The sequence below is a fragment of the Scandinavium tedordense genome, from assembly GCF_024764965.1.
Lineage (GTDB): Bacteria > Pseudomonadota > Gammaproteobacteria > Enterobacterales > Enterobacteriaceae > Scandinavium > Scandinavium tedordense.
Map to the genome: position 1 here is coordinate 12,074 of NZ_JALIGG010000046.1, position 13,667 is coordinate 25,740.

The following is a 13,667-nucleotide window of genomic DNA, read 5'->3' on the forward strand; positions in this document are numbered from 1 at the left end:
TGCAACTCGAATTATTTAGGGTCAATATCTTTCGTTATGCGTAGAGCGCTAATGCTGATGCCATCGGGGTTACGTCAAAACGTTTGCCGAGTGCAATCAGTTCTTCTCTGGTGATGGTCTGTTTCATGCCGCCCATCGAATAGACCTTCACCAGAACTTCTGCCGATTTCTCGGCGGTATCAATTAAGCCAAACGCTTCATCGAGCGTCGGGCCGCTGCCGAACACGCCGTGGAACGGCCACAGCACCAGTGAGTGCTGCTGCATTTCGGTGGCGGTTGCCTGGCCGATTTCATCGGTGCCCGGCACCATCCACGGCAGAATGCCGACGCCGTCCGGGAATACCACCAGACACTCGGTGCTGCCTTCCCACAGTTTGCGGGTGAAAAGGTCTGAGTCATTTTCCAGCACGTAGGTCAGGGCAATCAGGTTGGTGGCATGGCAGTGCATGATCACGCGGTCTTTACCGTTGGTCGCCTTGATGCGTTCGCAATGGGAAAGGAAGTGCGCTGGCAGCTCAGAGGTTGGCACCGCTTCGTGGGTCAGCCCCCAAAGAATGTGGTAACCCGCACCGTCGCTGTCCACTTTCACCACGCCTAAATTGGCGGTCGGATCGAGCTGCACGTTGCGAAAGAATTTGCCGGAACCGGTGACGATAAACGGCGTATTGGCCAAAGCAGGCATCGGCTGGCTCAGAGCGATATAGCGTGGCTTCGCATGGAAATCCGCTTCGAACGGTGCGATATCGGCGTCGTCGAGGCGCAGGGTCAGGTTGCCACCGTTGCGTTCGTCCCAGCCTTTCAGCCAGGCGTCGGTGGTCGCTTTGATCATGCCCTGGACGAACCAGGAGTCGGTAATGGTCTGCATTTTTCTCTTTTCCTTCATGTTGCCGGGTGGCGCTGTGCTGACCCGACCTTTCTTTCACGCAGATGCCCGGCAAGCAAAAAGCATCGCCGGGCATCTCTGTTATTTACGCTTCGCTAAAACGTTTTTCTCGTAAGCGCGAACGTTGACGAGCCACTGGCTGCCTGCTGGCGCATCGTGACGCTGACAGTACATTTCCCATACTGCCTGCCACGGCAGACATTTCTGCTCTTCGAGCAGCGCCAGACGCGCGGTGTAATCGCCGTCGAGTTCCAGCTGGCGCAGCTCCGCCGTCGGCTCCAGCAGTGCGCGCAGCAGGGCTTTTTTCATGTTGCGTGTGCCAATCACCCACGCGGCGATGCGGTTAATCGAGGCATCGAAGAAGTCGAGGCCAATGTGTACACGGTCGAACAGGTCGTGACGGATGATTTCGCTGGCGATAGCCTGAGTTTCATCGTCCAGCAGCACCACGTGGTCGCTGTCCCAGCGTACCGGGCGGCTTACGTGTAACAGCAGGCGCGGCACAAACAGCATCGCGGCTGAGATTTTGTCGGAAATCACTTCGGTCGGATGGAAATGGCCCGCGTCCAGGCACAGCGCGGTCTGGCGGCTGGTGGCGTAACCCATGTAAAACTCATTAGAGCCGACGGTGTAGCTTTCAGCCCCAATGCCGAACAGTTTGCTTTCTACAGCATCGATGTGATGCGCCGGGCTCAGTTTTTCGCTGATAATTTCATCCAGCGCGTTCATCAGACGCTGGCGCGGAGCGAAGCGGTCGACGGTCAGGTCTTTCATGCCGTCCGGGATCCAGATGTTCATCACCGACGGGGTGCCCAACTGCTCGCCAAAATACGCGGATACGCGGCGGCTGGCTTTGCAGTGATCAATCCAGAATTGGCGGATTTCATCGTTGGCGTGGGCCAGGGTAAAGCCGTCGGCACTCATCGGGTGTGAGAAGCAGGACGGGTTGAAATCCAGACCCAGCTTGTTTGTTTTCGCCCACTGTACCCAGTTTTTGAAATGCTCGGGTTTGATTTCGTTACGGCCAACCGGCTGGTCTGATTCCAGATAAATGGCGTGCAGGTTCAGGCGTTTTGGGCCAGGGATCAGGCTCAGGGCTTGCTCCAGATCGGCTCGCAGTTCAGTCGCATTGCGCGCTTTGCCCGGATAGTTACCGGTTGCCTGGATGCCGCCGGTCAGTGCGCCGCCTGGATTTTCAAACCCGGCCACGTCATCGCCTTGCCAGCAGTGCATTGAGACTGGCAGACGGTCGAGCTGACGCAGCGCCTCCTCGACGTCGACACCCACTGAGGCATAACGCTGTTTAGCCAGTTCCCAGGCTTGTTCAAGTTGAGTGGTCATGCGCAAAGCTCCTTCGTTTGTTGTGGCTGAAACTGCGCGACGTAGCGTGCAATTTCACTGTTCGGATCCGGATTAAAGGTGGTGAGGGCGTGGTTGCCGCGCACCACCTGACGAAAATCATCGACGTCCTTGAGTTCATCAAGCGTCATCAACTGCACGCCAATATTGCCAAGCGTGGAGGCTTCAATCGGCCCGGCGATAACCGTAATGGCGCAGGCATCGGCGCAGAGCTGATTGAGCAGTTCGTTCTGGCAGCCGCCGCCTACGATGTGCAGCTGTGAAAAGCGGTGACCGTGAAGGTCAGCGAGCTGGTGCAGCACGCGGGCGTACAGCAGCGCCAGACTGTCGAAAATGCAGCGCGCCAGTTCGGCTACGCTTTCCGGCACCGGCTGCTGACTTTCGCGGCAGGCAGCCTGAATTTCGGCGCTCATGTTGTCGGGATTAATGAAGCGGTCATCGTTCGGATTGATAACGAACAGGCAGGCAGGCAGCGTCTGTGTTTGGGCGATAAGCCTTGCGATATCACTGACGTTTTGCTCTTTCAGAACACGTTGCAGCAGCCATAGGCCCATGATGTTTTTCAGCACCCGATAGCGGCCTTCCGCCCCGCCTTCATTGGTGATGTTGTTCGCCAGCGCGCTATCGCTAGTACACGGCGTTTTGCTTTCATAGCCCATCAGTGACCAGGTGCCGGAAGAGAGATAGGCCGCGTGTTTGCCTGCCAACGGTGAGGCAATCACTGCACTGGCGGTGTCGTGGCTGGCGACGGCAACTACCGGGATCTGATTGCCCTGCGGGCAAATCCAGTGCCCGACCACATTGCCTGGGTGCGTTGGCGTGCCAAACCAGCTACGTGGGGCGTGCGCCCAGTTGAGCAGGTCTTCATCCCAGTTATCGGTGTTGATGTTCACCATCTGGGTGGTGGTGGCGTTGGTGTATTCCCAGTTCATTTTGCCGGTCAGGCGGTAGCCGAAATAGTCGGGGATCAGCAGCGCATGGGCGACGCTGGCTGCCGCTTCCGGTTGTTGTTCCGCGAAGGCGCGGAACTGGTAAAGGGTATTAAACGGCAGGAACTGAATGCCGCTGCGGCGGTAAATATCGGCGCGTCCGAACTCTTTCTCAGCGAGTTGCATCACGCCCTGCGTGCGGCTGTCGCGGTAGGAAATCGGCAGCCCGACACGGTTGCCGTCTTTATCCAGCAGCACATAGTCCACGCCCCAGGTATCAATGCCGATGCTGTCGATAAGAATGCCGTCGTCGCAAACTTTCTTCAGCCCGCAGCGGATTTCAGCTTCCAGGCTGTCGATATCCCAACAGTCGGTGCCGTCCACTTTCTGGAGCGTATTCATAAAGCGGTGGATTTCACGCAGTGTCAGAGTCCTTTCTTTGCGGTCGTAACAGGCAAGCATTACGCGTCCGCTTGAGGCTCCTAAATCCACCGCCACACAATGGCGAAAACTCATGGCAGGGTCCTTCTAATAGTCATTGCTGACAGTCTGGGTCACCGCCGAATTTGCTACCTTCTCGCCACTGACAGCTCTAAATGGTGGCTGGCAAGAAAGCAAAGATGAACGTGAGGGGCTTCACAGTTTCCAGTAATGATGCCGTTTCATACGGGTGTGACGCTGGACGCATTTCCTGATTTTTCCTGTCGTTTCTTGAAAAACGAACAGGGTTTGCGCGCTTTGCTGTCAAAAATTCAAGGTGAGAATGGCGGGGGCTGCTTATTATCCTGATAACTTTTCTCATTTAGTGGGGCCGTCATGACCGTATTGCACAGCGTGGATTTTTTTCCGTCAGGACATGCACCTGTTGCCATTGAGCCACGGCTTCCACAGGCTGAATTCCCGGAACATCACCATGATTTTCATGAGATTGTGATCGTCGAACACGGCACGGGTATTCACGTATTTAACGGCCAGCCGTATACCATCACTGGCGGTACGGTCTGTTTCGTGCGCGATCACGACCGGCATCTGTATGAGCACACCGACAATCTGTGTCTGACCAATGTGCTATACCGGTCTCCGGACGCGTTCCGGTTTCTGTCCGGCCTGCAACAGCTGCTGCCGCAGGAGCAGGATGGCGTATACCCGTCGCACTGGCGGGTGAATCAGGCGGTGTTGCAACAAGTCCGGCAGGTTGTACAGCAGATGGCAGCGCTCGATAGTGGGGATGACATGCACGCCATCGCCAACCGCGAAATTCTGTTTATGCAGCTGTTGGTGCATTTGCGTAAAGGCAGCCTGGCGGCAGAGGCGACCAATAACGATGCTCGCCTGAGTTTGCTGATGGCGTGGCTGGAAGACCATTTCGCCGATGATGTGTGCTGGGAAGAGGTTGCTGACCGATTTTCGCTGTCGCTGCGTACCCTGCATCGCCAACTCAAACAACATACCGGTATGACGCCGCAGCGCTACCTCAATCGCATTCGTCTGACCAAAGCGCGTCACCTTCTCCGCCACAGTGACGAAAGCGTCACAGATATTGCATTTCGCTGTGGTTTTGGCGACAGTAACCACTTTTCGACGCTTTTTCGCCGCGAGTTTCAATGGTCTCCGCGTGACATTCGTCAGGGGCGCGACACCGTACTTCAGTAACGCGAGACCAGTCACCGTTTTTTGCTGTAAAAACAGCTAATAATATCCGGTTATCCGCTGTTTGAGGTTTCGCTGTGCCTGCTCCACTCATTCTTCGAAAAGCCGAATTTTTTACGTCGCCGCAGCAAGCGGTGGCGGTGGCCGATCGCTACCCGCAAAACGTGTTTGCTGAGCACACGCATGAGTTCTGTGAGCTGGTGCTGGTGTGGCGCGGCAACGGGCTGCACATCCTCAACGATCGCCCGTACCGCATAACGCGGGGCGATTTGTTTTACATTCGCGCGGAAGACAAGCACTCCTACGCCTCGGTGAATGACCTGGTGCTGCAGAATATTATCTATTGTCCGGAACGGTTGAAGCTCAATCTGGACTGGGCGGCGCACATTCCCGGCCTGCATGGCACTGTCTGGACGCCGCACTGGCGGATTGGCAGCAGCGGCATGGCTCAGGTACGGCAGGTGATCACCGCCCTGGAACAAGAGAGCCATAAAACCTGCAGCCACGCGAACGACATGGCTGAGCTGCTGTTTGCACAGCTGGTGGTGGCGCTGCGCCGTCATCGATACGCCACGGATAATCTGGCCGCGACGGAGAGCGAAGCGCTGCTCGATAAACTGCTCACCGCGCTGGCGGGTAGCCTGAACCGGACTTTCGCGCTGGATCAATTCTGCGAACAGCAAACTTGCAGTGAACGCACGCTACGTCAGCAGTTCCGCAGCCAGACGGGGATGACCATCAACCACTATTTACGCCAGTTGCGGATTTGCCACGCGCAATATCTGCTGCAGCATTCAGAATTGATGATCGGGGAAATTGCGATGCACTGCGGTTTTGAGGACAGTAACTACTTTTCGGTGGTGTTTAACCGGGAAGTGGGGATGACGCCAGGACAGTGGCGTCATCGTAATAAGACAGCAGCGTAATCAGTTCGCCATGCCTAAGCCCACGATATTCGCGGCGATGATAATCACCACGCAGCCCAGACTCAGCACACCGACCGGACGACGACCGGCATTGTTCCATTCTTTCATAATCAGCCCAACCAAACCGCCGCACAGCACGTAGAAACTCATGTGCAGCATCCAACTCATGTAATCGTACTGTGCTGGAATGCTGGCGTGGCCCCAGGCGTAGAAAAAGAACTGCAAATACCACATCAGGCCCGCGAGGGCGGAAAATAGGATATTGCCGATGATCATCGGTTTTGCCAGCGCAAAGTCTGCTTTTACCGACAGGTTTGGCTTGGTTGCCAGGCGGAAGAAGCAGAAGCCGAGGTTAATTACCGCGCCACCGCCCATGATGATGACATAGCTTGGCAGCGCCACGTACAGGGGATCGACGCCGAGGGCGGCCGCCGCTTCATGCATCGGTTTGGCCGCGTTCATGGCGAAGGACATTCCCGCCGAGAAAATGCCGCACATTACCGCCAGAATCAGACCTTTTTTCAGGTTGAACTCTTCGGCTTTGATGCCCATTTTGCGTTCTTTCAGCTGACCGGCGCGCGTGACGATACCCACGCCAATCACGGCCACCAGCACGCCCAGCAGCGTCATTCGCCCGCCTTCGGTGCCGACCAGCACGTGGAACTGGCCGTCGAGGATGGGCGTCATCAGGGTGCCGACGATAAGCGTGATGCCGATAGCGATACCAATCCCCATCGACATGCCGAGATAGCGCATGGTCAGGCCGTAGTTGATATTCCCGATGCCCCACATCGCGCCGAACAGGAACACCGGCAGCAGCGTAGAGGCATTAAAGGAACGGTAGTACGCCCAGAAATCAGGCAACAACATGGCGCTTATTGCCCAGGGCAGAATCAACCATGAGACAAAACCACCAATCGCCCACATGGTTTCCCAGGACCAATTTTTAACTTTCTTGAACGGGGCATAGAAACAGGCTGCACTGGCCGCACCTATCAAATGCCAAAGAATACCCATCGTAATCGCGTGACTCATTTTTTTACCCTCAATGTTTTACATCGATGAATCTTTCATCTGACGTAACGAGTGTAAAAATTAGTCAATTAATTAACCTTCAGACCGCTGCCGTCCAAGCCCCATACCTGGCAAAAAGCGCGTGTTCCTCTTGAGCAGGCTCACAAAATCAGCCACATACCTAAAAGTTATAACCTTATTAAAACTACGGCATTGATAAACATTTTCAATATCATTTAATTAACTATAATGGACCAACTGCTTACGCGGCGTAACACCTCTGCCGCCCGATGATAATTGGAGATGAATATGAGTTATACCCTGCCATCCCTGCCGTACGCGTACGATGCCCTTGAGCCGCACTTCGACAAGCAGACGATGGAAATCCATCACTCTAAACACCACCAGGCCTATGTGAACAACGCGAATGCTGCGCTGGAAAGCCTGCCTGAGTTTGCAAACCTGCCTGTTGAAGAACTGATCACCAAACTGGATCAGCTGCCAGCAGACAAGAAAACCGTTCTGCGTAACAACGCTGGCGGTCACGCAAACCACAGCCTGTTCTGGAAAGGCCTGAAAACCGGTACCACTCTGCAGGGCGACCTGAAAGCGGCTATCGAAAGCACCTTCGGCTCTGTTGATAAATTCAAAGAAGAGTTCGAGAAAGCGGCTGCTACCCGTTTCGGCTCTGGCTGGGCGTGGCTGGTACTGAAAGACGGCAAACTGGCCGTTGTTTCTACCGCTAACCAGGATTCCCCACTGATGGGTGAAGCTGTTTCTGGCACCTCCGGTTTCCCAATCCTGGGCCTGGACGTGTGGGAACACGCTTACTACCTGAAATTCCAGAACCGTCGCCCGGACTACATCAAAGCGTTCTGGGACGTGGTGAACTGGGACGAAGCTGCTGCACGTTTCGCGGCTAAAAAATAAGGCGACCCCGCGCCTCTGTTGCCTTCTGGTAGCACAAAAACCCTGCTGATTAGCAGGGTTTTTTTATGCCTGCAGCCGTGAGATGTGATTAATGTCAAAAATAAAAACATTGATCCTATAAATGTAAAACTGCGTTTTAATTTGTTCGTGAGATCACTGTTCTCTCTTCCCGTAGGGACTATTGTTTTGCCTGCTGCGGCGCTCTCGAGTGCACGAAAACGCTAAAAACATAGCCAATACAACAGGTTTTTACGGGTGGTGACATGCAAATCAAACGTACCATTGAAAAAATCCCCGGTGGCATGATGCTGGTTCCGCTGTTTATCGGCGCGCTGTGTCATACCTTTTCCCCTGATGCGGGTAAGTATTTCGGCTCGTTCACCAACGGGATGATCACCGGTACGGTGCCGATTCTGGCGGTGTGGTTTTTCTGTATGGGCGCTTCCATCAAGCTGAGTGCGACAGGTACGGTTCTGCGTAAATCCGGCACGCTGGTCGTCACCAAAATTGCTGTGGCGTGGGTGGTTGCCGCCATTGCATCACGTATTATCCCTGAGCATGGCGTTGAGGCTGGGTTCTTCGCCGGGCTATCCACGCTGGCGCTTGTCGCGTGTATGGACATGACCAACGGCGGGCTGTACGCCTCTATCATGCAGCAGTACGGCACCAAAGAAGAAGCTGGCGCGTTCGTGCTGATGTCGCTGGAATCCGGCCCGCTGATGACCATGATTATTCTCGGCACGGCGGGTATTGCCTCGTTCGAGCCGCACGTGTTTGTCGGTGCGGTGCTGCCATTCCTGGTCGGTTTCCTGCTGGGTAATCTTGATCCTGAATTGCGGGAGTTCTTCGGCAAAGCGGTGCAAACGTTGATCCCGTTCTTCGCCTTCGCACTGGGTAATACCATCGATTTAGGCGTGATTGCCCAAACCGGCGTGCTGGGTGTTGTACTGGGTCTGGCAGTGATTGTCGTGACGGGAATCCCGCTGATCATTGCCGATAGGCTGATTGGCGGCGGTGACGGTACCGCCGGGATTGCGGCGTCCAGTTCTGCGGGAGCTGCGGTTGCCACGCCGGTGTTAATTGCGGAAATGGTGCCCGCGTTTAAACCGATGGCCCCGGCAGCGACGTCGCTGGTGGCGACCTCGGTGATTGTTACCTCGATTCTGGTGCCGATTATTACGTCTGTCTGGTCACGCAGAGTGAAAGCCAGGTCGGTGGCAATCGATGTGCGTAATACGGTGAAATAGTGGCGATGATTCTGCCCGGTTACGCCGGGCCTACCATAACAAGCCCGGCGTAACCGGGCTTTTTTTGTTTTTAGCGAATGCTGAACTGACGGTCGACAGTTGCCAGCTGTTCAGCGTTGAGCGCCCCGCCCGCGTTGCGAGAAACGGGTGTACAGTAACCGAACTTGCGTGAGACGACGGTTTTAATCGTGGTCACGAAATCATCGCCGATGGCGTAAATTGACATGAAGCGGCCGATCTCCCGTTGTGCGTGCGTCAATGCGGTTAAATCACCTTTCTGCCACGCTTCCCGTGCCTGAACAAATAACTCAGGCATGACGTTGTTCAGCCCAGAAATCACCCCAGCGCCGCCCGCCATTAGGTTCGGGATGAAGTATTCGTCGTAGCCTGACAGCACGGCAAAATCGGCTCGTACGGCTTTGGTGGCATGGATCATGTTGCGGGTGTGCGACTGGCAATCGACCGTATCTTTAATGCCCTCGAAGTGCGGAAATTCAGCAGCAAGATTAGCGGCAATTTCGGGAGTGATATCGCAGCCGGTTCGCGCCGGGAAATTGTAGGCGAACCATTTACCGTCGAGGCGTTGGCCAATTTCACGGAAATAGCTCAGCACCTGATTTGCCGTCTGGCCGTAGTAGTACGGCGGCAGCACCATCACCGCATCGTAGCCCGAAGAGTAAGCAGTTTTCGCCATCTGGAAAACGTCGCTAAGGCAGGTGGATGAGACGTTGGCGACCATCGTCAGAGATGACATCGCCCGCGCTTTGCGGATAAGCGTCAGGCGTTCTTCCAGCGAAAACGACGCGAATTCACCAATGCTGCCCATGAGCAGAATGACGTCGATGCGTGCGTCGGTGAGGCGGGTGAAATGTTGTTTCAGCCCGTCGTAATCAATTTGTCCTTCACTGTCCATCGGGGTAATCGAGGGGCACCAGACGCCGGTAAAACGAAGATGCTGGGTCATATCGTTGACTCCTTATAGTGAAATGGTGTTTCAATTTAACTAATGGATAACATGAATCGTCCAGCAACGGCTTTACGCATGTCGCATTTTGCGCAGTTTACGTGCAAAAATAGCGGTAACGAGGGTCGGGAACAGGAGAGGGAAGATGCAATATCCGGTAAATGTATTTACGGGCAGCGTACGGGAGTACGAGGGCAGTCGCCCAAGCGCGATTGCAAAGTTGCAGGTGGATGGCGAGCTTGAGCTGACCGAGTGCGGCCTGGTGGGTGATGAGCAGGCGGAAAAGAAAATTCACGGTGGTCCCGATCGTGCGCTCTGTCATTATCCGCGCGAACATTATGCCGACTGGGCGCGAGAGTTTCCCGAGCAGGCGGAATTATTTTGCGCTCCGGCATTTGGCGAGAATTTATCTACGCTTGGGCTGACGGAAAAAAACGTGTTTATCGGCGATATTTTCCGTTGGGGAGACGCGCTGATTCAGGTCACGCAGCCGCGTTCGCCGTGCTTTAAGCTCAATTATCATTTCGGCATTAGCGATATGTCTTCCCTGATGCAAAGCAGCGGCAAAATGGGCTGGCTGTATCGGGTGATTATGGCGGGAAAGGTGTCGAGCGAGCAGCCGCTGGAGGTGGTTTCGCGCCTGAGCGATGTGTCAGTGCATGACGCGGCGGCGATTGCGTGGCATACGCCCTATGACGATGAGGAGTATCGTCGTTTGCTGTCGGCGGCGGGGTTATCGGTGAGCTGGACGAGGACGATGCAGAAGCGGCGCTTGAGCGGGCATATCGAGGATAATTCACGGCGGTTATGGGGGAAGTAGATTCCCCTCATCCAGACCCTCTCCTTTGTAGGGAGAGGGCTGAAATATCAACCCCGTTTATACAATGGCAACCACAAGGTCAAACGTAAACCACCCAGCGGGCTGTCGTCGGCTTTGACCCAGCCGCGGTGCTGCTGAATTGCGGTTTCGACAATCGCCAGGCCAAGACCGGTTCCGCCGGATTCACGGTCACGGGCTTCGTCGGTGCGATAGAACGGACGGAAAATCTGCTCTCTGTCTTCCGGACTCACGCCCGGGCCGTCATCGTCGACGTTAATCGTGATGCCGTCTTTATCCACCGAGAAACTCACCGATATTTTGGTGTGCGAATAGCGCAGCGCGTTACGCACGATATTCTCAAATGCACTTTCAAGCGCATTCGGGTTACCGTACAGCGGCCACGGGCCTGGCGGGTATTCCACGGTGAACGATTTGCCCATCTGTTCCGCTTCAAATGCCGCATTATCAAGCACTTCACTCCACAGCTGATTGGCCTTCAGGTTTTCGCTGAGCAGGGCGTTTTTCGACTGATTACGCGACATAACCAGCAGGTCGTTGATCATGCTGTCCAGGCGGTGCGCTTCCATTTCGATGCGCTCCAGCTCTTTGCTTTCCCCTGTGCGGCGACGCAGCAGTGCGGTGCCTAACTGCAGACGCGTTAACGGCGTACGCAGCTCATGGGAAATATCAGAAAGTAGGCGCTGGTTGGCGGTCATCATCCTTTCGAGCGCCGTCACCATCTGGTTAAAACTGGAACCGGCGGCGAGGAATTCCTGCGGTCCGGATTCAAGCTCCGGATGCTGGCGCAGGTTGCCCTGAGCCACTTCGTCGGCGGCATTTTTCAGCTTACGTGCGGGTTTGGCGAGACTCCACGCCAGCCACAGCAGTAGCGGCGAACTCACCAGCATGGTGACAATCAGCAACAGCAGCGGACGGTCGAACAACAGGTTGATGAAATCAGATTGCGAGGTGCTGGCCGGGCGAATCAGGTAGAGCTGGTAGTTATCTTCCCCGTCACGAATGGAGAAGGGCCCTACCATTTCCAGTCGGCCATAGCGTTTTTTCTGCGGATGATCAGAGTTATCGGACTGGCCGATAAAGTTACGAATGATCTGCATTTCGTTGCGTTCTGCGCCGATCACCCGGCCTTCGCTGGTCACTAGCAGAAGGCGTTGTCCCGGAGGTGCCCATTTGTCGATGGCGCGAAACAGCCGACGCCACCACATCAAATCATTGGGCGGATCGTTCGCAAGTTCCGCTTCGACGTGCTGTTCAATCATCAGCCCCTGGCGTTGTTCGCTGTCCAGCAGTTCTGTCATCTGGCGCGAATCAAGCTTGGGCAACATCAGTACCAGCATCAACACCAGTGCCAGAGTTAACCAAAAAATGGCAAAGATGCGTGCGGTCAAACTTCCTATCATGAAGCGGAAACCATCAGATAGCCGCGGCCACGTAAGGTTTTAAACCATGGGTGACCATCTTTCCGCTCTGGCAATTTACGGCGCAGGTTGGAAATATGCATATCGATAGCACGGTCAAACGGAGTTAAGCGTTTGCCCAGCACTTCCTGGCTCAGATGTTCACGGGAAACCACTTGGCCGAGATGCTGCGCCAGTAGGTAAAGCAGCGTGAACTCGGTGCCGGTCAGTTCCAGCGTCGTACCATCGAAGCTCGCTTCCTGACGGCCAGGATTGAGGCTCAGGGAATCCACTTCTAAGTTCGGTGAACTGGTGTCACTGGTTTGCTGCTGTTCGCTCCAGTGGGAACGGCGCAGAATTGCGCGAATACGAGCGACCAGCTCGCGGTCGTTAAACGGCTTTGGCAGATAGTCGTCTGCGCCCAGCTCAAGGCCGAGTACACGATCGAGTTCGCTGCCGCGTGCGGTCAGCATAATGACCGGTGTCTGGTGTGTCTGTCGCAGCTCTTTAAGGGTATCAATACCGTTTTTCTTCGGCATCATTACGTCGAGCAAAAGCAGGTCGATGCTGTCATCTAAAAGCGCCAGTGCCTGTTCCCCATCGTGGGCAACCAGCACATCGAAGCCTTCCATGTCGAGCAGCTCCTTTAACAGGGAGGTGAGCTCCCGGTCATCATCAACTAACAGGATTTTATTCATTAATTTAATACCTCCGAGGCAGAAATTACGTCATCAAGGCTCGCTAATCCATGACTTTACGTTGTTTTACACCCCCTGACGCATGTTTGCAGCCTGAATCGTAGACTGTCTCTCGTTGAATCGCGAAACAAAAGTACTTGGGAGCAATTGATGCGCAATGTTATCGCTGCCGTCATGGCCTCAACGCTGGCGCTAAGTGCGAATAGCCAGGCTGCTGAAGTCGTCACCAGCGTTAACTGGACCCCTAATGACGGGGCGACGCAGAGCAGTCATCAGGGCCATATGTTTGACGGCATTAGTTTAACCGAATATCAGCGTCAACAGATGCGTGATCTGATGCAACAGGCTCGGCGACAGCAGCCCCCTGTTAATGTTAGCGAAATGGAGACAATGCATAAGCTTGTCACCGCAGATAAATTTGATGAAATCGCTGTGCAGGCACAGGCTGAGAAAATGGCGCAGGAGCAAGTTGTCCGCCAGGTTGAAATGGCCCGGGTTCGCAACCAGATGTTTCGTCTGTTAACGCCAGAACAGCAAGCGATTTTAAATGAACGACACCAGCAACGAATGGATCAGTTGCGGGAGGTTGCACAGATGCAGCAAGGCTCAATGTCGACGCTGTTTAGTAGCAGTAGCAATACCCGTAGTAACCAGTAATAAACCCTGTTTTCCTTGCCATAGACACCATCCCTGTCTTCCCCCTCATGATGAGGGGGTTTTTTTTATCAATAACTTACCTCTCAATCTAAGTGAAAACAGCCACTTAGAAAAAGCTGCAAAGGTCTTGAAGGGTCTCATGGTTTCCCAAGTGTGGACACGATGTGGACAC

At 54.7% G+C, this 13,667-nt stretch carries 13 protein-coding genes; 6 read left to right on the forward strand and 7 right to left on the reverse strand.

The genetic code is table 11. The features are described from left to right. Positions 1-34: 34 nt before the first annotated feature. The 3 genes from rhaD to rhaB all read right to left on the reverse strand — a co-directional run bounded on the left by rhaD (position 35) and on the right by rhaB (position 3,687). On the reverse strand, positions 35-865 hold the full coding sequence (gene rhaD / locus MUU46_RS01780; protein ID WP_159761596.1) for a rhamnulose-1-phosphate aldolase: 831 nt from the start codon (positions 863-865) through the stop codon (positions 35-37). 99 nt (positions 866-964) lie between these two features. Beyond that, positions 965-2,224, reverse strand: coding sequence for an L-rhamnose isomerase (rhaA, locus tag MUU46_RS01785; RefSeq protein ID WP_258964586.1), 1,260 nt, complete (start codon positions 2,222-2,224; stop codon positions 965-967). Beyond that, a complete protein-coding gene (rhaB, locus tag MUU46_RS01790; protein ID WP_258964587.1) occupies positions 2,221-3,687 on the reverse strand; it encodes a rhamnulokinase in 1,467 nt (488 codons plus the stop codon). Before rhaB ends, rhaA begins: the two co-directional genes overlap by 4 nt. Positions 3,688-3,987: 300 nt before the next feature. On the opposite strand from rhaB, the gene rhaS reads away from it, so the two are divergent. Next, positions 3,988-4,824, forward strand: coding sequence for an HTH-type transcriptional activator RhaS (gene rhaS, locus MUU46_RS01795; RefSeq protein WP_258964588.1), 837 nt, complete (start codon positions 3,988-3,990; stop codon positions 4,822-4,824). Positions 4,825-4,898: 74 nt separating this feature from the next. After that, entirely contained in the window at positions 4,899-5,747 is an 849-nt protein-coding gene (gene rhaR, locus MUU46_RS01800; protein ID WP_159761592.1) for an HTH-type transcriptional activator RhaR, read from the forward strand. On the opposite strand, the gene rhaT is transcribed toward rhaR, so the two are convergent. Beyond that, positions 5,748-6,782, reverse strand: a complete 1,035-nt coding sequence (gene rhaT / locus MUU46_RS01805; RefSeq protein WP_258964589.1) for an L-rhamnose/proton symporter RhaT — start codon at positions 6,780-6,782, stop codon at positions 5,748-5,750. 288 nt (positions 6,783-7,070) lie between these two features. On the opposite strand from rhaT, the gene sodA reads away from it, so the two are divergent. Together sodA and kdgT are read left to right on the forward strand one after the other, a co-directional pair. Further along, positions 7,071-7,691 (forward strand): superoxide dismutase [Mn], encoded by a 621-nt coding sequence (sodA, locus tag MUU46_RS01810; RefSeq protein ID WP_159761590.1) that lies wholly within the window; start codon positions 7,071-7,073, stop codon positions 7,689-7,691. A gap of 263 nt (positions 7,692-7,954) precedes the next feature. Next, a complete protein-coding gene (kdgT, locus tag MUU46_RS01815) occupies positions 7,955-8,938 on the forward strand; it encodes a 2-keto-3-deoxygluconate transporter (RefSeq protein WP_159761589.1) in 984 nt (327 codons plus the stop codon). A 70-nt stretch (positions 8,939-9,008) separates the two neighbouring features. On the opposite strand, the gene MUU46_RS01820 is transcribed toward kdgT, so the two are convergent. Beyond that, positions 9,009-9,902 carry a dihydrodipicolinate synthase family protein gene (locus MUU46_RS01820; RefSeq protein WP_258964590.1) on the reverse strand — a complete coding sequence of 298 codons (894 nt, stop codon included), beginning with the start codon at positions 9,900-9,902 and terminating at the stop codon, positions 9,009-9,011. 145 nt (positions 9,903-10,047) lie between these two features. On the opposite strand from MUU46_RS01820, the gene yiiM reads away from it, so the two are divergent. Then, positions 10,048-10,722 carry a 6-hydroxyaminopurine reductase gene (gene yiiM / locus MUU46_RS01825; RefSeq protein WP_258964591.1) on the forward strand — a complete coding sequence of 225 codons (675 nt, stop codon included), beginning with the start codon at positions 10,048-10,050 and terminating at the stop codon, positions 10,720-10,722. Positions 10,723-10,769: 47 nt separating this feature from the next. Here yiiM and cpxA read toward each other — a convergent pair whose 3' ends face one another. Both cpxA and cpxR read right to left on the reverse strand, forming a co-directional pair. Next, on the reverse strand, positions 10,770-12,143 hold the full coding sequence (cpxA, locus tag MUU46_RS01830) for an envelope stress sensor histidine kinase CpxA (RefSeq protein WP_159761586.1): 1,374 nt from the start codon (positions 12,141-12,143) through the stop codon (positions 10,770-10,772). Beyond that, complete coding sequence (gene cpxR, locus MUU46_RS01835) at positions 12,140-12,838, reverse strand: envelope stress response regulator transcription factor CpxR (protein WP_159761585.1); 699 nt, start codon at positions 12,836-12,838, stop codon at positions 12,140-12,142. The genes cpxA and cpxR overlap by 4 nt, the downstream gene beginning before the upstream one ends. Positions 12,839-12,988: 150 nt before the next feature. Here cpxR and cpxP point away from each other — a divergent pair, with 150 nt between their 5' ends. Further along, a complete protein-coding gene (cpxP, locus tag MUU46_RS01840) occupies positions 12,989-13,495 on the forward strand; it encodes a cell-envelope stress modulator CpxP (protein ID WP_159761584.1) in 507 nt (168 codons plus the stop codon). The last annotated feature ends 172 nt before the right edge of the window (positions 13,496-13,667 follow it).